The sequence below is a fragment of the Streptomyces sp. NPDC046870 genome (genome assembly GCF_040704595.1).
Classification (GTDB): domain Bacteria; phylum Actinomycetota; class Actinomycetes; order Streptomycetales; family Streptomycetaceae; genus Streptomyces; species Streptomyces argyrophylli.
This window is the reverse complement of record NZ_JBEYXM010000015.1, coordinates 1-16113: the sequence shown is the minus strand read 5'-3', so window position 1 is coordinate 16113 and position 16113 is coordinate 1. Positions and strand designations below refer to the sequence as shown.

The window sequence follows — 16113 nt, the reverse complement described above, 5'->3', positions numbered from 1 at the left end:
GCATGGTGGTTGTCACCGATGCGGCGCGCTGCCTGTAACCAGTGGCAAGCGAAGCAGGGGCGGTGTCACCGCGTTCGGTTTCTGGTGGGCTGGGTGCCGGGCGGCGGCCCTGGGCGATCACGGGCCATATTCCGCGCGCCTTGCGCGAGCCCCGCCTCTACGATCACCTGGTACGGCTGCTGGGGGGGGGCGGGAATGCTTGAGGACATCGGGGGCGGGGCAGCGGCAGCGATGCGGCTCGCGGGAGGCGCGCCGCTTCGCAGCACGCTTGATGTCGCCGACCCCGCTGACTGGCTCGCGCTGGATGCAGGAGTGCGTGAGGTGGCCTGGCACCGCCCGCAGTTCCTGCAGGGGTGGGAGCACTCCGCCCCACTGTCCGCCGAGCTGACTCAGCTCGGCGAGTGCTGGCTCGCACTTGCCCTGTGCCACCGCGACGGGCGGATCCGTCAGGAGGCGCTGCGCCAGTCGGTCCGGTACCCCGGTCTGCTGCCGTTGGTCGTGATCCGCTGCGCCGATTGGGTCGGCCCAGTACGCGAGCATGCCCGGCAGTTGCTGCGCGAGGCCCTGAACGTGGACTTGGCTCTCGGCCTCGCGTCGCTCGTCCTCCGCGTCGGCCGCCGTGACAGAGGTGCCTTCGGTGTCGATGTGCTCGGGCAGATCCTGCGCCAGGCCTCGCGCGGGCAGCTCGCTGTTCTCTTCGCTGACCCCGACCGCATCGTCCGGCGGTTCGCGTACCGGCTGGCCATCGAGGGCCGACTGCTCCGTCCCGCTGAGCTGGCCCGCGCGGCCGCCTGGGACCAGGACACCGTGGTCCAGGACCTGTGTGCCACAGCGGCGCTTACGGCTCTGGGGGATGAGGGTGCCTACGAGGGTGTGCTGCCTTTACTGCTGTCCGCACGCAACCCGCGTATCCGTTCGGCCGGTGTCACCGCGCTGAGACGGGCGGGGCGGTCAGAGCAGGCGGAGCCGTTTCTCAGCGACCGTTCCGCGCTCGTGCGTGCTTGTGCCCGGTATGTCATACGACAGCAGGGTTGTGACCCGGCGGCCTGGTACCGGGAGCGGTGCACGGCACCAGACGACCCCGAGTTGCCGCCCGGTGCGGTCATCGGGCTGGCCGAGTGCGGGAACCGCGAGGACGCCGAACTGCTGCGGCCGCTGCTGGTGCACCCGGCGGCCGGGGTGCGGGCGCGGGCAGTGGCAGGGTTGCGGGCGCTGGACTGCGCGGATGCGAAGCAGTTGCGGCCGCTCCTCGACGACCCTGCCCCCGGAGTCGTCCGCGAGACCGTCACCGCCCTGCTGCCCTCGGTCCAGGAACTGCCCGCCGACTGGCTACTGGAGCGCACCAGCTCCGAGCGGCCGCGGCACGTCCGCGTCGGCGCGTTCCGGCTGCTCGACGCGCGCGGCGGCATCGTGGCGCTACGGGCGGCAGTCGCTCTGTGTGAGGACCCCGAAGTGAAGCTGCGCACCTGGGCCGCGCAATCAGTGCAGCGCTGGCATCCGGCACCGGACGGCCGGCGCGGCGACGCGGAGGTGGGTGAACTGCTCGACCGGAGCCGACACCTCTTCACCGACCACATGCTGCGCCGGCGCAAGTGGGAAGCCGGGGTCGACAGCTGAGACTGCACCGCGGTCCAGAACTGCGCTCCCTACACCGTCAGTACAAAGACGGAGAACACGGTGCTGCGCCCTGTCCGGTTACTATTGCTGAACTGCCGCCCTTCGTGTTCTCTTACTTTCACAAGTCAAGGAGGCAGTCGATGTGGGTTGAGTTCATTTCTTCTCTGTCTGGGGAAGTTGACCTCGCGGATCCAGTTGATGAGAGTGAACTCGCCTCAGCTGAGTTGGCCCTCGGGCTGGAGCTTCCCGCAGAGCTAAAGTCCTTCCTGCGCGAGGCCAACGGAGTTTCTGATGAATTCGGATGCGAGTTTGTGTGGCCCGCCGCAGGTATCGTGTCGCGCAATCGCGAGATGAGAGATACTGCAGGATTCGGCAACCTCTACATGCCGTTCAATCCTTTGTTGTTCCTCGGAGACAATGGCGGTGGTGACCTTTTCGCTTTTATTGTGGAGCCGCCAAGGCACGACATTTTTGTCTGGCAGCATGAGACAGATAGTCGTCGATGGGTTGCCAGAGACTTGCGAGATTATGTTCACCGATACCTTGCGGCTGGTGGAGAGGATTGGTATGAATCATAAACAAAATACTGATGCATCTTGGGGCTGCGAACAGGGCTGCGCCGGAACCGGCCGGCAGAACGTGCGAAGCAGCTAAAGCCGCACAGCGCCTGCCCCGGCCGCCCTTGCCGAGTCGGCTCTTGAGGCGGAGAAGGTGTCCTTTGCTGTGCGGCGCGCAGGTAGATCTCCTACTTCTTGTTCAGTATGAGCTGCACTGGCCGCCGGCCGGCCACCGCCCCACCGTATGGTCCACGTCCCCAATTCCTGGGTCGCTGACTAACGAGCTCGTGCACGGTAGGCGGTGAGGCGTCGGTTTCCTGATCGTCGATCATGGTCGTGTGGTGGGGAACGCGTCTCGTGCAGCGATCGTCAGAAATCGGAGAATCACGGGTCTTTCGGCCGATGTGATCGCTGAACTGGTGGCTGAGTTGGGCCCGTTGTGGCATGAACGGCATCAGGCCAAGGTTGCGTCCCGGCCGCGGAAGCGGGCGGTGGGCGCCGGGGCGAAGCACCGGCTCGTGTTCGTCGACCGGCTCCTGGCCACCCTCGTGCACCTCCGGCACGGGGCCACGCACGACGTGCTGGCCTGCTGGTTCGACGTGGACCGCTCCACCATCACCCGCGCCATCGGCGAGGTACGGCCGCTGCTCGCCGAGCGAGGATGCACCGTGAGCCCCGGCGTGCGGCTACGGACTCTGACCGAGGTCGTCGACCATCTCGGTGCCAGCGGGAAGACCGGGATCATCGACGGCACCGAGATCCGGGTCCGGCGGCCGGCCGCCGGACGCCAGGACCGGGATAAGTTCATCTCCGGCAAGAGCAAGCAGAACGCCGTCAAGACCATGGTGCTCACCGACGCGGATGGCCGGATGCTGTTCTGCAGCCCGGCCAGGCCCGGAAGCTGCGCGGACATCACCCACGCCCGCCAGTTAGGGCTGGCCAGTCTCCTGGCCAACGGTCCCGCCATGGAGATCCTCGCCGATGCCGGCTACCAGGGCCTGGGTGCGCAGACCGGCGGCCGGGTGGTCACACCTCCGCACCGCAAGTCCAATAAGAACGCTCCGGACTGGTACGAGGAAGTGCACGAGCGACAGCGCAAAGCGCACTCCTCACGGCGTATCCGGGTCGAGCACGGCATCGCGCACCTGAAGAACTGGCGGGCCCTGGCCCGCCATCTCGGCCGCCGCGAGCACATGAGTGACATCGTCCAAGCCGTCGCCGGCCTGCTATCCCTTCAGCAGACCGCGGACCTGACGTCGGCACGGCAGATGTGAACACCGAGCCCCGCCACCACCCTCGACGCCTCACCGCCTACCGTGCACGAGCTCGTTAGTCCGGGCCGTCGCCTATGAGGCGGTGTTCGCGACGCTCGACGAACTGGACGGCGGCGGCGATGTGAACGTGTCGGGTGTCGAGGCCGGCTGGCTGGTCATGGAGTCGGGCGAAGACGGCTCTTCCACTGGGCGGGCTCTGTCGCGCCTGCATGAAGACCTCCTTACGCTGGACCCCAGCGGGCGCGACGGAGCTGATCTCTGGCAATGAAGGCAGCGGTTGGCCGGCTGCCGCCGTCTCCACTGCCGCTACGAGCGCAAGGTCGGACACTTTCTCGCCTTCGTAGGCATTACCGCAGCCCTGCGAGGAAGTCAGGCGAGCAGCGCACAGCCGACGATGGCTTCCAACTGCGAAAGGAGACCTGGCGTGAGATCGTCCAGACCGCGGTCTTGGTCCGGCACCACGATCGCGGCTCCAGGCCCCACGGTGACCTCGCAAGTGCGAGCAGGCAAGAACTCCAGCAGCCAGTTGTTGATCTTTGACACCTGTTCTTCACTGAGCTCAAGGGTGTCGTCCTGCGCGATTAGTCGGATCACCTCGACACGGTAGAACGACGGCGTGGCACCCGGTCGAGAGACTGCTGCACCTTCATGTCAAGACACTCTCGGCTCTCATCCTGCGCACGGAGCACCACCTGTCACACCGGCACGCCAAAGGAAACGCCGTCTTCGGACTCCGCGAGACGGACCGGCGTGAACGAACGCGGCATCAGCTGCTGGAACTTCTGTCCTGAAGCCGACCGCTGCCCGGAAGCGGCGTTGAGGCCGCACTGTCTGCCCTGCTGGGCTGTACGGCCAGCGGCTCCCCCTGCCGCCGCCGCCCGCGCGGTCCCCTCGCAAGGTCCTGTCGCCTGCGGGTTGTGCGAGGGGTTGTTGAGGTGTCGCCGCTGCTGGCTGCACAGACGTGGTCACCCGGTATCCCACCGACGACCGGGTTGCTCATGGCGAGGTGGGAGTAGATCGGGGAGTAGGACAACACTGGCAAGGTCGTCTGCAGACCTGGTCGACGGAAGCCGACTTCTCAGGGAGGATCCCGTCAGTATTGACCCATGACGCTGAGGAGCCTTCTGTGATCACGCAAGGAGTACAGGTCACAGGCCGATGCAGCGCCTGCGGAGGCACGACTACCTGCGATGTCGGTCAGTTCTTTGACCGTGGCATGCTCCGCTGGGGCGCCGAAGGACGGTGTGCTGACTGCCCGAATGGGTGGTGCGAGCAAGACAGCGGCCCCGTCACACCCGAGAACATTCGACAAGCCCTGCTGGAAGCGCATGGACCCGCGAGGCTTCGCCTGTCTGGAGACGTGCCGAGCGTCGTTACCGTGCTGCAGGCCCTCCGCAGTGCGCGAGATCTGTCCCTGGGTGAAGCACGCGCCCAGGCCGCGGAACTCGCCGTAACCGGACTCATCGGCACGTTCGTCGAGATGGAGGTCCTGGCGCTTCACCTTCGACGACGAGACATCGCGGTGAGCGTTGAACCAGCTGCGTAACCCCGTTTGACCAATACCCGCTGCGGCTTGACATACCGCCGAACGGCCCCCCCCTCGCGCGACAGCCCGCCGCAGCGGCTCACCTGCTGGCGGTGACTCCGCGCTGCTCCGCCCGCGCTGGGCCCTGCGTCCGGCACACCGCCAAGGACGCCGCCGCGGACCACGCCGTACGGGCGCACCGCGCGCGGGTGGTGCTGACGGCGCGCCGACCGCCGCCCTGCCGACAGGCCCTGGCCTTCACCAGCATCTCCTGCGCCCTCGTCTCCTACCGCAGGCTCTCCAGTCAGACCACCGCTATCAACGGGAGAGGTGACTGCCCGCCCGCCTACTCTGAGGCCGTGATGACAACGGCTGCCATTCTCGGTCAGTTCGACCACTGCGCCGACGAAGCCACGTTCCCCGATCTGGCCAACGGTTACTACTACCCGGTCGACGTTCGCATGTCCCTGTTCCACCGTCCTGGCGAGTGGGGGATGGTGGTGGAACTGCTGGGCTACTCGCCCCGGACACGGAACCTCACAGACGTACTGCACGTCTTCGGTAACTGCCTCACTCGCGGCGAGCCGGGATTCTGCAACGACGACCTGTTCGACCGCATCGACGAGCTCACCGAAGACGGCAGGAGCTACCGCGGCAGCCGCTTCGCTCGGGTCCGAGGTCGGGCACTCCCCATCACCGGCGAACAGGGAGCACCTCTCATCGACATCCTGCGGTCGCTCGTAGCGAAGGACCGAAGCTCGTTCCTCGCAAATGATCATGAACTGCGCACCAGGCTGCCCGCACACGTGCCCCTGGTCCTCCGGCTCGATGAGTGGCAGCAGCCACACGATCTCGGTGATTCCATGCCGAGCGATCACGAGACCTTCCAGCGGATCGCCGAAGTACTCGCCACCGGCGACCCCTCTCGCTACCGACTTCAACGCCCACCGAACACTCACTGGTCAGCCTGGCCGGAAGCCGGAACACTGTGACGCGCGACCAGCCGATTCAGATCGCGTCTACGCCCTGTAGACGGCCCTCTCTGCCTCCGGCCCGCGCCGGACACGGTGACGCGGGCGCGCGGCTCTGCCGCACGGCCCCGTGGACGTCGCGCGACTGGGTCATGCGGGCTCGTGGTCAAGGACACTGGGAGCATGCTGCTGCCCCCCACCCATCTCAAGGCCGAACTGATCGAAGCCGTCCGAATCACCGACCCCGCCAGTCACCTGACCTCTCCTAGCCTGACAGGTGATGCTGTCGCCCTCTGGGCAGGCAGCCAGGCACAGCAGGTTCTGGAGCTGATCAAAGACATGCCGGGCAGCGAGCGGTACCGCTGCTTCCTCCCCGGTTGGGGTATCCGAGTCCACAGCTGCACTGACCAGCTCTTCGAGATCGCCTTCTGCTTCCGCTGCCACGGTGCCCGTATCTGGGGCCGGACCTCTCCGCCGAGCAGCGAAGCCAGACCTTCGACGCGCAGAGCGCTCCCGCCCTTAAGTTGCTCAGCCGATTCCGCACCTGTGTTCCGGACTGAAGCACTTGGCCTCTTGCGTGCCTGATCGCCGAATGCAACGCCAGGGGAACTCACCGTGCTCATCCGCGGTTGGCTGGGTTGATCGCGACGAGTTCGATCTCAAAGCCGTCCTCGTTCTCCAGGTAGGCCGCGTAGTGCTCTTCGCCACCGGCGTGCGGATGCAGGTCGGGGAACAGCAGGCGCCAGCCGTGCTGTGTGGCTTCGACGGCCAGCGCCTCGACGGTGGCGGCGTCCTCGACGTGGAATGCCAGGTGGTTCAGCCCGGGTCGGCAGCGGTCGTGCCGGTCGTCGGTGAGAGCGGGGGACTGTTCGAGGACGAGGTAGGTCGGCCCGAGCTGCCAGCTGCGGCCGCTGTCCCAGCTCTGGAAAACGGTGTAGCCGAGTGTCTCCAGCAGCCAGCCGAGCGAGTTGATGGCGCGGGGGAGGTCGGGCACCCAGATCTCGACGTGATGCAGCACGCCGTGTGTCGGCGGGGTCACGCGGCCACCGCCTCGGGGCGTTCGACGAGCCGGCCGCGTCCAGCGCGGGCTTGGTGCACGTCATTCACTGCGGTGGGCATGGGTGTGCCGTCCCGGCCGGCGTTGCGAACGCCGGCCTGCTCGGTGACCATCAGGATCATCCGGGAAAGGTACGGCCTCCGCGTCCCCTCCCGGAGCCGATCCACAGATCTTGAGCACCGCTCTACGTGCCGTCCCCGGTCCGCCCTACCCAGGACTCCGCGAGACGGACCGGCGTGGACGAACGCGGCATCAGTTGCTGGAACCTCCGTCCTGGTGCTGACCGCTGTCGGGGAAGCGGCGTTGAGGCCGCGCTGTGTGCCCTGCTGGGCTGTCCCGTGAGTGGCTCCCCCTGCCGCCGCCGCCCGCGCGGTCCCCTGACGAACCGGCCGTGCGGGCGGCCAGCCGCGAGACTCCCCGCACCCCCTGAGGCAGGCAGGGGTTGGCCCACGCGCACGTCCGCGACGTCCCCCTCACCACCGTCATGCCGGGCGCCGCAGCACAGCCAGCGACCGCCGGACTGCTGGCCGCGCTGTACGGCATCGCTCCGGCGCTCGGTCTGCCGCTGCTGGGACGGCTGGCCGACCTGCGCGGCCTGCTCCTGTCCTGCTGCCTCGGCGCGCTGCTGGTCGCTTGCGCGCTCGGCGCGCTGGCGGTGGCGGGCACCGGCCACCTACCGCCAGCCGCCGTGTGCGTCGTTCTGGCGGGAGCCGGATGCCCGGCGCTGGAGGGCGGACTGCGGTCCCTGTGGGACGGGGTGCTGCCCGACGAGGCACCCGTCCGCACCGCCTGCGCCCTGGATTCGGCCACCCAGCAGATCGTCTAGTCACCGGCCCCGCCCTGGCCATCGCGACGGCCACCTGGCTCTCCCCGACGGCCACCCTCGCCCTGGCCGCCGCCGTCACCGTGGCCGGCTCCCTCGCCTTCGCCACCACCCCACCGGCCCGCACCTGGCACGCCGCACCACGCCGCCGCGAACGGCTCGGCGTCCTGCGCCCACCCGCCATGCGGCCCCTGCTGCTCGCCCTGGTCTTCCTCGGCGCCACGGCCAGGGCCCTCGACGTCGCCGCCATCGCCATGGCCGGCCGGCAGCACGCATCCTGGCCGGCGGGCACACTGTCCGCGGCGTTTCCCGCCGCCGGGCTGCTCGGCGGCGCCCTGTTCGCTCGCCTCCAGCCCGCGAACGGCACCAGCCCCCGCGAACCTCTGCTGCTGGGCGCCGCATACGCGGTCTGCTGGTTCCCCCTGCTCGCCCCGCTCCCTGCCCCCGCGGTCCTCCTTCTGGCGCTGCTGCCGGGCGCCTTGTTCGTGCCTCTGCTCACCGTCGCCGGCCTGAGGGTCACCACGCTCGCCCGCGGGGCACGTCCACCGAGGCGGTCGGCTGGATCTCCGGCACCATGCGTCTCGGCCTGGCCGCCGGTACCGCCCTGGCCGGCCCGCTCAGCGGCCACTTCGCCGTCCCGCTGACGGCCGCCGCCGGCTGCGCACTGCTGCTCTGCGCCCGCCGCGCACCCGCGCCGAAAGCTACCGCGGTGTGAGACGAGCCGCCGCCGGCACCACCAGCATCCGTTCCCGTCTCCCGGTGCGCCGTAGGCGATCACCGTGCCAGGCCTTGGCACGCACCGGCGGCACACCGGTCACGGGCCACGGCCCACGGCCCGCCTCCACGCTTGCTGGCATCCCGCCCGACGCTAAGGAGGAAGCAACCCGATGCCCGCGTTCCAGCGCACCGCCCTGTCCCTGCTGGCCGCTGCCGCTGTCACCGCAGCCTCGCTCGCCACCGCCACCACGGCCTCCGCCGCGTCACGGCCTCGGCCGCCACGTACCGCTGCACGACCAGCAGCGCCTCCGTCGACAACCCGGCCTACAGCGGACCGCTGTCCGACAACTACAACTTCGACGTCTCGCTGTGCGCCAAGCGCTCCGGCGGTTACATCTACGCCTACGTCAACGTGAAGTTCGAGGGCCCCGTCTGGTACGTCAACCAGAGCGACGTGCTCGACGCCGCCCGCTTCCACCTCCAGATCGAGAAGTCGGTCGCCGGGCCCGACCCCGTCGTGAAGTCGGCGATCTACCCCGGCCTGGAGTACAAGCTCGAGCATGGCAACACCTGGGGCAACGGCTCCTACAAGACCAGCACGCTCACCTACCGCGCCGGCTCGGGCAGGTACCTGGCCGACGGCCTCATCCAGCTCGACTGGAACAACGACGGCAAGGGCTACCGCAACACCTACTTCGACGCGTCCCCGACGGTATAGCCACCGCTCGGCCGGCCGGCCGAGCGGCGTGCGCGCTAGGGGCGCGCGCACCGGGTCTGTCCCCACCGGCCGGAACCGTCTGGTGATCGCCGTGCCGGACCCGGGGCGCATCCGGGCTGGCGCGAGGCCGGAGGCGCCCTTAAGGGGACGGTCCGGCTCTCATCATGACCGGGCGGGGCGGCCCCGGCCGGTGACCTCAGACGGGCCGCATCACCTGGGCCAGGCCCTCCGGGGTGTCCTTCACCTCCGGTGGCGGGCCGGGGTCGCACCAGTAGGTCACGCCATCGATCGTGACCTTGCCCGCCGCCTCGGGCAGCGGCAGGTGTTCAGTGCGACCGTCGGCCGGTCCACCGACGAAGGTCACCAGAACAGTGATCGAACTCGGGTCCATCGAAGCCGTCGCCTTCACATGTTCCGACTCACCCGGGGCTGCGGGACCATCACCGGCGCCACCACACCCCACGAGCACAGCCAGCAGGCCGACGCAGCCCACCATCTTCACGATCTGCACGCGCGCATCCTGCCAGGACCGGATCAGCCCATCCCCTTCAGGTCCTGTCGCAGCACTCCCCGCCCGCGACCGGCGTCGTGACATCATCACGCGGTGACCGAACCGAGCGGCGACGACGGCCGCACTTTCCGGCGTGAGACCGAACAGGTGGTCAACGAGATCGCCCAGGGCCTGCGCACGCTGGACGCTGGGGTGGGCTGGTTCTCCGGCCTCGCCCCGACACGCCAGCAGGAGGTTTTGCGGGAAGTCGCCGGCTACGCGATGCAGGCGCACATCACAGCGGCGGACGGCCGTGCCGGGGTGGCGCAATCCGGTGTGAAGCCCACGGCCAACTGCTCGGTGATGATCTGCATGGACCCGCCCCGCTACGGGTTCGCGGGCCTGCCTGCCACGGAATACGTCACGGCGTTCCGCGTCCTCGTCTGCGTGTTCGCCGTCGCTGACACGCGCCGCCGCGAGACGTACTGCCAAGGCGCCTGCGGACACGCATGGCACAACCTGCCGACGGCTACCGAGCAGCCGTAGCGCCGGCCATCGCGGCTCTTCCCGGGCTGCTGAGAATCAACGACCCGCCCACGCATAACGCCTGGCCGCGACTCGGTGCGTCAGTCCGCCGGGCGGACCGGGCCGGCGGCATGGGGCCGGATTTCTCCCGCGCCTCAGACCGCTGCACCAACTGCCCCCCCGCCTCCGGAATTAGTAGGTCTCGTCTGCTTTTGTCTTTGGTCGTGGTGGGAGGGTCCTGCTGGAATCACCCCTGTGCGAACGATGCTGCACCGTCTTCTTCGAGGAGCCTTCGATGAACCTGCGTCCGCTCAGGTCCCGTCCGTGCACCTTCCGTCCGGCCGGCTTCCGTCCGGCGACCGTCCGCCCGGGCGAGGACCTCGCCGCGCGGGCGTTCTCGCGGCCGTAGCAAGCCGTGGCGACTCCCTCCAGCGCCCGCCCGGGCCCCTGGTGTCCATGCCTTGCACCCTGTGATCGGCCCAGGACGGCGACAGGGCATCCGGCGTCGGCGAGTTGATGAGCTGTGGCCAGACCGATGCCGGAGGCTTCACCGGTGACGACAGCACATCCTCGGATGGCAGATGCTGTGGTCGCCCGCCGATCGAAAGCGCTCCTTCGCGTCGGGCTGTCCGTTGGCCGTCTCCCTGGCCGGCCGGGAGCGGTGAGGTCGGCTTTGCCCGTCCTGCCCAGGGGCTCCGCGGGCAGTGGGGGTGCGTGAGGCACTTCAGCCCTCTTCGGTGAGGTCGGACTGGCCGGTGGTGTCGTGCTGGGCCTCGACCTTGGTCAGCCGCTCGGACAGCAGGTCTCCCTCTCGCGGACAGTCGACGAGGCATGTTCCGGTGGTGAGGGGCCTCGCGTACATGTGTGATGCGACCGCCGTGCAGGCCGGGGAGACGGTGGCCATGTTCGGCACCCCTGATACTTTGTCGGTCGTTCCAGTAATCGGGTAGGGTGTGCGCATGGCACGCACGAGAGAGTTCGACATCGACGCCGCAGTCCTTGCCGCTATGGAAGCCTTCCGGCGTACCGGCTACGAGGGCACGTCGATGCGTGACCTGGCCGAGGCCACAGGGCTGGGCAGCGGTTCGATCTATGCGGCTTTCGGCAGCAAGGAGGGGCTGTATCTCGCTGCGCTCGACCTCTACCGGCAGCGTTACGCGGTGCCGTTGATCGACTTGCTGCGCTCCGGCAATGACGCCAGGCAGGTCGTCCGCGAGGTGTTTGTGGGCTCCGTCGACGAGATTGTCAAGGACGGGAGTCGTCGGGCTTGTCTGATCGTGGCTGCCGCGATGGAACGCGCCGGAGAGGACGGTCGAGTAGCGGCGCGACTGCGTTCCACGACGCAGGCGCTGGAGTCTGCTCTGTTCGACGTGCTTGCCGAGGGGCAGGTTCGCGGTCAGATTCCGGTAGACCGTAGCGCCGCTGATCTGGCCGGATTCCTGGTCGCCGCCCTCCAGGGGTTGCGGGTGATGGGAGCCATCAATCCAGATCGTGCCGCCCTGATGAGGTCGGCGGAGGTCGCGCTGACCTGTCTCGGCTGAGGGCGAGGGGTCACGTGAACGCGTCGGTCCTTCGGCGCGCAAATTATGGAACGTTCGACACAGATAAATGTCCGGAGGGACAACGATGGAACGAATAGGCGTGGGCATCGTCGGTGGCAGCACCACAGGGTGGGCCTCCCTCGGACACATACCCGTGCTTGCTGCGCTGCCCGACGTGGAGCTGCGCGCCGTCAGCACGTCGCGGAGCAGTTCGGCCCAAGCGGCGGCCGCCGAATTCGGCGTGCCCGCTTACGACAACCACCGGGACCTCATCGCTCATCCCGGCGTCGATCTGGTCGTCGTCTCGGTGAAGGTCACCGAGCACCTGGAGATCATTTCGGACGCCGTCACGGCCGGAAAGGCGGTGTACAGCGAGTGGCCCCTCGCAAATGGGCTGGCCGAGGCGGAGAAGCTCACCGAGCTGGCCCGGACATCAGGGGTGCGCACCGTGGCCGGCCTGCAGGGCCGTTACGCACCTGAGGTTCGCCATGCCAGGGACCTGATACGAGACGGGTACATCGGCGAGGTTCTGGGGACCACGATGGTCGGCTCCGGCATGGTCTGGGGTCCGCAGGCCACTGCAAGCCAGGCCTATTGGTACGACAAAGCCAACGGCGCGACCCCGCTCACCTCACCCACGATGCACGCACTCGACCCGCTTCACTTCGTCCTGGGAGAGTTCGACGCCGTCGCCGCACAGCTCACCATCGGGCGTAAACACGCGATCATCGCCGAGAGCGGGAGCACCATCGAGGTCAGCGCGGCCGATCAGGTCGCGGTGATCGGCACATTGCGCGGCGGTGCCGCGGCATCGGTCTTCTATCGCGGAGGAGCGTCACGTGGTGACAACTTCCGTTGGGAGATCAACGGCTCCGAAGGCGACCTCGTTCTGACCTCGACCTGGGGCAACATGCAGGTCGCCGAGCTCACGCTCGCCGGCGGCCGCGGCGCGGACGGCGCAGTGCAGCGGATCGAGGTGCCTGCGTCCTATGTCAACGACGTACCGGCCGAGTTGAGGGGCACGGTCGGTGCCAATGTCGCCCGGCTGTACACGCATCTCGCCCGCGATCTGGCCGACGGCACCCGCACCGTGCCCGATTTCGAGCACGCTCTGAAGCGGCACCGCCTCATCGATTCCATCGAACGCGCGGCTGACACCGGCGTTCGCCAGGCCATCCAGCACTGATCACCGGACGCCCGGCGCGACCTCCGTGCGCCAGGCGTTCTGGCACAGACCATGAGGAGGATCGTATGAAAGCGGTAGGTCTCCTGCGCTACGGCGGACCCGAGGTGCTGCAGGTCATCGAGCGACCGACGCCGCACGCGGGCCACGGAGAGGCACGGCTTCGCGTTCGTGCCGCAGCGGTCAACCCGGTGGACACGCTGATAAGAACTGGCGCGTCGTCGGTGCGGCTCAACGGTGACGCCCCGGTTATCGCCGGCTTGGACATCGCAGGCGAGGTCGACGAGATCGGCCCAGGTACCACATCCGATCTGTCCATCGGCGATCGTGTGATGGCCATGGTCAACCCGACCCGAGCCGCTGGAGGCGGCTACCCGTTCGTGTAGTCGTCTGAGCCGGTCATCGGACCGAGTTCGCGGGTGGGGAATTACGTGAAGCCGACGGCGCGGTCCGTGGGGAATTGCATGACTGTCGACAGCCCGGCGGCCGGGTGGTGCGGTGTCCGAAGGCCGCCTGTTGCCCGGCCCGCCCGCCCGCCGCCCCGCCGCCGTACTTCCCGTGCCTGCCGTCCCGTCACCCCCCGGCAACGCCGCGCTACGGGCCATGCCCGCCCGCGCCCCGCACCCGGCCGCGCCCGGCACCCGGCCGCGCCCGGCACCCGGCCGCGCCCGGGCCGCAGTGCCGCTGCCGCGCTATGCCGGCCCCGCGCGCCCCGTCCCGCCGGGCTGGGCCTTGCGTCCGGCCGCCCGCGCCCGTGTTGCTGCTCGTCGTGCGCCCCGTGCACCTCCCGGCCCGGCTGCCCGCCGGGGCCGTCCGGCTGTCTCCGCCAAGCTGGGTCTTGCCCGTGGCCTGGTGCCGGGGTGCTCGGGCGGGGCGGCCAGCTGACGCAGGCCCGCGACCGCCGGCAGCCGCCTGAACCTTCTTGGTGGCCCCGACCGGTTCCGCCCCGATGGTGATCCCGCGCGTTACAGCTCGCGCGCAGCGGCGTGGCCGCGCGCGGCGGGGACGGACGTGTGTGACGTCGAGGCGTCATACTCGCTGGTATGGCGCGGTTTTGTGACGGCTGTACGTCACGCTGACGCCCTGGCGTGGTGGGCTGCGCGGCGGCGCCACGCTCGGGAGCGGCAGCGGCCGGAGCAGTGCACCGCGTCGCGGCGGCGGTCGCCACCGGCGAACGTGATCCGGCCGCACTCCGGGCAGGTCAACAGTCTGATCATGCGCCTGTCGCCGGCCCGCCCCGCTTCAGCGGGAAGCATTCCCGGGGTCATGATCCGGTCGGAGGCCCGCCGGGCCCGGTACGCCTGGGCCCGGCACATGTCGTCGCAGTACCGCCGCCTGGCCGACGCGTTCCGCGGCAGCCGGGCCCCGCAGGAGGCACAGAACCGAATGCGGGCCACGCCTTCAGGGTCGCCGACCTGGTCCTCTCACGCAGGCTCCCGCAGTGTCGGAACTGCGATCCGATGAGCAGCACAATGCCGGACCGCGCCTCAACTGGGGCCGCCGTTCGGCGAGGTTGGTGACCGAGGCTGGCTGCCGCTCGGTGTCTGAGGCGTAGGGCAGCTCGCGCCCGGCCACGTGCCATGTGGGCCAGGCGAACCCGAAATCGTCCAGAGATGCATCCGGCTGCCCCAGCCGGCATGGACCGCGGTGAACCCTGTCCGCCCTCCCCAGGTGCGCGGTGTCTCGACTCGGGGAGATGACGGCCGGTGGCCGGCGTAGGCGCCGCCGGGGTCGGCCGGTCACTTTCTCGTTGCTGAGGGTGTCGATCATTCGTGCCGGGCGCCGCCGCTGGGTCCTCCGCCCGGCCAGGTCCGGCAACTGCGCCGTGTACGCCGCCGACTGGGTCATGATGCCGGCGTGCCGCTGCCGGTGCCGTGAACGGCTTGCAACGCGGTGACCAGCCGGCCGAGGGCGGGCAGCGCTTGGTCCAGGGCCGCCCGGTCGGAGTCGGGCAGTTCCTCGACGACCTGGGTGAGTGCTGCGGTACTGGCCCGGTCGTAGCGCTCCAGCAGGTCCAGGGCCACCTGCGACGCGGTGAGTATCACGGTTCGCTGGTCGTGTTCAGGGCGGACTCGTTCCACCAGCCGTGCGCCGGACATCGTCCGGACGAGGTTGCTCACGGTGGAGGGGGCCACTCGCAGCCGTTCTGCCACCGCGCCGGGGCTGAGGCCTTCGGGTGACGAGGACAGCGCCCGCAGCAGCTCGATCTGTGCCTCCGGCAGGTCGGGCAGCCCCTCGGCGTTCCGGGTGGCGCGCAGCACGGCGCGTCGCAGCGGACCCAGCAGCCCGCCCAGTGCGACAGCCACCCGGGCTGATCCCGGCACCCCGGGCGCACCTTCGCCGTGCCTGCCGGCCACTACTCCGTCTGTGTCTCGCATGCCGTCATTGTGACCTGTGACCGTACTGTTTTGCATACTGCACATTTTTGTAGCAAAATAATTTTGGGTTTGTGAGATCGGCCGGTACCGCATGCCGAACGCCCCCACCCGAAAGCACTGCAAGGAGCACCACCCATGACTGCCGAGCACGACACGCCGACCACCGTGGAGAACCCCGTCCCGCCGCAGGACCTGTCCGGCATCGTCGGACACCGGTTCATCTACACGTACGCCAACGGCTGGCAGTACGAGATGTACGTGAAGAACGCAACGATTATCGACTACCGCATCCACTCGGGCATGGTCGGCGGCCGCTGGGTGAAGGACCAGGAGGTCGATCTGGTGCAGCTCGCCGACGACGTGTACAAGGTGTCGTGGAACGAGCCGACCGGCACCTCGGTCGTCGTCAATGTGCTGCCACGTCGGCGGGTCCTGCACGGCACCATCTTCTTCCCCCAGTGGATCGAACAGGACGGCAGCAAGACGGTGCTCTTCCAGAACGAGCACCTGGACGAGATGCGCGCCTACCGGGACGCCGGACCCACCTACCCGATCTACGTCGTCCCCGAATTCGCCCGCATCACCCTCTTCGAGCACGTCGGCGAGGACGACGAGGATGTCGTCGCGGTGGGTCCGCAGGACCTGCCCGCTGGCAGCCTGCTGAAGACCCACCCGGCGGTGCGTTCTCCGCCTGCTCGCCGACGTCCTGGCCGCCCGCGGCGGCAACGAGGCGGCCG

Annotated in this window: 19 protein-coding genes and 1 pseudogene; 14 read left to right on the top strand and 6 right to left on the bottom strand. The window is 68.9% G+C overall.

What is annotated here, in order from left to right; translation table 11 throughout:
• The first annotated feature begins 195 nt into the window (after nt 1-195).
• From AB0946_RS27305 to AB0946_RS27290, 4 genes are all read left to right on the top strand, one after another.
• Nucleotides 196-1617 carry a hypothetical protein gene (locus AB0946_RS27305; protein ID WP_366763298.1) on the top strand — a complete coding sequence of 474 codons (1422 nt, stop codon included), beginning with the start codon at nt 196-198 and terminating at the stop codon, nt 1615-1617.
• A gap of 140 nt (nt 1618-1757) precedes the next feature.
• Nucleotides 1758-2195 (top strand): SMI1/KNR4 family protein, encoded by a 438-nt coding sequence (locus tag AB0946_RS27300; RefSeq protein ID WP_366763297.1) that lies wholly within the window; start codon nt 1758-1760, stop codon nt 2193-2195.
• A gap of 317 nt (nt 2196-2512) precedes the next feature.
• The gene (locus AB0946_RS27295; RefSeq protein WP_366763296.1) at nt 2513-3448 is read left to right on the top strand and encodes a transposase family protein; all 936 of its coding nucleotides are present in this window, start codon (nt 2513-2515) and stop codon (nt 3446-3448) included.
• Between the two features lie 82 nt (nt 3449-3530).
• A complete protein-coding gene (locus AB0946_RS27290) occupies nt 3531-3716 on the top strand; it encodes a hypothetical protein (protein ID WP_366763295.1) in 186 nt (61 codons plus the stop codon).
• A gap of 101 nt (nt 3717-3817) precedes the next feature.
• Here AB0946_RS27290 and AB0946_RS27285 read toward each other — a convergent pair whose 3' ends face one another.
• On the bottom strand, nt 3818-4042 hold the full coding sequence (locus tag AB0946_RS27285; protein WP_366763294.1) for a hypothetical protein: 225 nt from the start codon (nt 4040-4042) through the stop codon (nt 3818-3820).
• Between the two features lie 1293 nt (nt 4043-5335).
• On the opposite strand from AB0946_RS27285, the gene AB0946_RS27280 reads away from it, so the two are divergent.
• Together AB0946_RS27280 and AB0946_RS27275 are read left to right on the top strand one after the other, a co-directional pair.
• Nucleotides 5336-5965 carry a hypothetical protein gene (locus AB0946_RS27280; protein ID WP_366763293.1) on the top strand — a complete coding sequence of 210 codons (630 nt, stop codon included), beginning with the start codon at nt 5336-5338 and terminating at the stop codon, nt 5963-5965.
• Nucleotides 5966-6127: 162 nt separating this feature from the next.
• Nucleotides 6128-6529, top strand: coding sequence for a hypothetical protein (locus tag AB0946_RS27275; protein ID WP_366763292.1), 402 nt, complete (start codon nt 6128-6130; stop codon nt 6527-6529).
• A gap of 34 nt (nt 6530-6563) precedes the next feature.
• On the opposite strand, the gene AB0946_RS27270 is transcribed toward AB0946_RS27275, so the two are convergent.
• Both AB0946_RS27270 and AB0946_RS27265 read right to left on the bottom strand, forming a co-directional pair.
• On the bottom strand, nt 6564-6983 hold the full coding sequence (locus AB0946_RS27270) for a VOC family protein (protein WP_366763290.1): 420 nt from the start codon (nt 6981-6983) through the stop codon (nt 6564-6566).
• The gene (locus AB0946_RS27265) at nt 6980-7123 is read right to left on the bottom strand and encodes a hypothetical protein (RefSeq protein WP_366763289.1); all 144 of its coding nucleotides are present in this window, start codon (nt 7121-7123) and stop codon (nt 6980-6982) included. Before AB0946_RS27265 ends, AB0946_RS27270 begins: the two co-directional genes overlap by 4 nt.
• A gap of 320 nt (nt 7124-7443) precedes the next feature.
• On the opposite strand from AB0946_RS27265, the gene AB0946_RS27260 reads away from it, so the two are divergent.
• The 3 genes from AB0946_RS27260 to AB0946_RS27250 all read left to right on the top strand — a co-directional run bounded on the left by AB0946_RS27260 (nt 7444) and on the right by AB0946_RS27250 (nt 9259).
• Nucleotides 7444-7827: a hypothetical protein gene (locus AB0946_RS27260; protein WP_366763288.1), complete on the top strand. Its 384-nt coding sequence runs from the start codon at nt 7444-7446 to the stop codon at nt 7825-7827.
• A gap of 80 nt (nt 7828-7907) precedes the next feature.
• Complete coding sequence (locus AB0946_RS27255; RefSeq protein WP_366763287.1) at nt 7908-8468, top strand: hypothetical protein; 561 nt, start codon at nt 7908-7910, stop codon at nt 8466-8468.
• A gap of 203 nt (nt 8469-8671) precedes the next feature.
• Entirely contained in the window at nt 8672-9259 is a 588-nt protein-coding gene (locus tag AB0946_RS27250; RefSeq protein WP_366763286.1) for a hypothetical protein, read from the top strand.
• 196 nt (nt 9260-9455) lie between these two features.
• On the opposite strand, the gene AB0946_RS27245 is transcribed toward AB0946_RS27250, so the two are convergent.
• Nucleotides 9456-9770 (bottom strand): hypothetical protein, encoded by a 315-nt coding sequence (locus AB0946_RS27245; protein WP_366763285.1) that lies wholly within the window; start codon nt 9768-9770, stop codon nt 9456-9458.
• A gap of 93 nt (nt 9771-9863) precedes the next feature.
• Here AB0946_RS27245 and AB0946_RS27240 point away from each other — a divergent pair, with 93 nt between their 5' ends.
• Complete coding sequence (locus tag AB0946_RS27240; protein WP_366763284.1) at nt 9864-10295, top strand: DUF5958 family protein; 432 nt, start codon at nt 9864-9866, stop codon at nt 10293-10295.
• 703 nt (nt 10296-10998) lie between these two features.
• Here AB0946_RS27240 and AB0946_RS27235 read toward each other — a convergent pair.
• Nucleotides 10999-11178, bottom strand: a complete 180-nt coding sequence (locus tag AB0946_RS27235; RefSeq protein ID WP_366763283.1) for a hypothetical protein — start codon at nt 11176-11178, stop codon at nt 10999-11001.
• A gap of 55 nt (nt 11179-11233) precedes the next feature.
• Between AB0946_RS27235 and AB0946_RS27230 the strand changes: the two genes are divergently transcribed.
• The 3 genes from AB0946_RS27230 (at nt 11234) to AB0946_RS27220 (ending at nt 13384) form a co-directional block, all read left to right on the top strand.
• Complete coding sequence (locus tag AB0946_RS27230) at nt 11234-11815, top strand: helix-turn-helix domain-containing protein (RefSeq protein ID WP_366763282.1); 582 nt, start codon at nt 11234-11236, stop codon at nt 11813-11815.
• A 100-nt stretch (nt 11816-11915) separates the two neighbouring features.
• The gene (locus AB0946_RS27225; RefSeq protein ID WP_366763281.1) at nt 11916-13001 is read left to right on the top strand and encodes a Gfo/Idh/MocA family oxidoreductase; all 1086 of its coding nucleotides are present in this window, start codon (nt 11916-11918) and stop codon (nt 12999-13001) included.
• Between the two features lie 65 nt (nt 13002-13066).
• Nucleotides 13067-13384: an alcohol dehydrogenase catalytic domain-containing protein gene (locus AB0946_RS27220; protein ID WP_366763280.1), complete on the top strand. Its 318-nt coding sequence runs from the start codon at nt 13067-13069 to the stop codon at nt 13382-13384.
• Nucleotides 13385-14842: 1458 nt separating this feature from the next.
• On the opposite strand, the gene AB0946_RS27215 is transcribed toward AB0946_RS27220, so the two are convergent.
• Nucleotides 14843-15304: a MarR family winged helix-turn-helix transcriptional regulator gene (locus tag AB0946_RS27215; RefSeq protein WP_366763279.1), complete on the bottom strand. Its 462-nt coding sequence runs from the start codon at nt 15302-15304 to the stop codon at nt 14843-14845.
• Nucleotides 15305-15511: 207 nt separating this feature from the next.
• Between AB0946_RS27215 and AB0946_RS27210 the strand changes: the two are divergent.
• Nucleotides 15512-16048: pseudogene (locus tag AB0946_RS27210) on the top strand (phenolic acid decarboxylase); the annotation flags it as partial.
• Between the last annotated feature and the right edge of the window lie 65 nt (nt 16049-16113).

Excerpts from the sequence above, each read along its gene's own strand:
- AB0946_RS27300 (WP_366763297.1), top strand. The coding sequence starts at position 1,758 with ATGTGGGTTGAGTTCATTTCTTCTCTGTCTGGGGAAGTTGACCTCGCG.
- AB0946_RS27220 (WP_366763280.1), top strand. The coding sequence starts at position 13,067 with ATGAAAGCGGTAGGTCTCCTGCGCTACGGCGGACCCGAGGTGCTGCAG.
- AB0946_RS27235 (WP_366763283.1), bottom strand. The coding sequence starts at position 11,178 with ATGGCCACCGTCTCCCCGGCCTGCACGGCGGTCGCATCACACATGTAC.
- AB0946_RS27280 (WP_366763293.1), top strand. The coding sequence starts at position 5,336 with ATGACAACGGCTGCCATTCTCGGTCAGTTCGACCACTGCGCCGACGAA.
- AB0946_RS27305 (WP_366763298.1), top strand. The coding sequence starts at position 196 with ATGCTTGAGGACATCGGGGGCGGGGCAGCGGCAGCGATGCGGCTCGCG.
- AB0946_RS27275 (WP_366763292.1), top strand. The coding sequence starts at position 6,128 with ATGCTGCTGCCCCCCACCCATCTCAAGGCCGAACTGATCGAAGCCGTC.
- AB0946_RS27265 (WP_366763289.1), bottom strand. The coding sequence starts at position 7,123 with ATGATCCTGATGGTCACCGAGCAGGCCGGCGTTCGCAACGCCGGCCGG.
- AB0946_RS27230 (WP_366763282.1), top strand. The coding sequence starts at position 11,234 with ATGGCACGCACGAGAGAGTTCGACATCGACGCCGCAGTCCTTGCCGCT.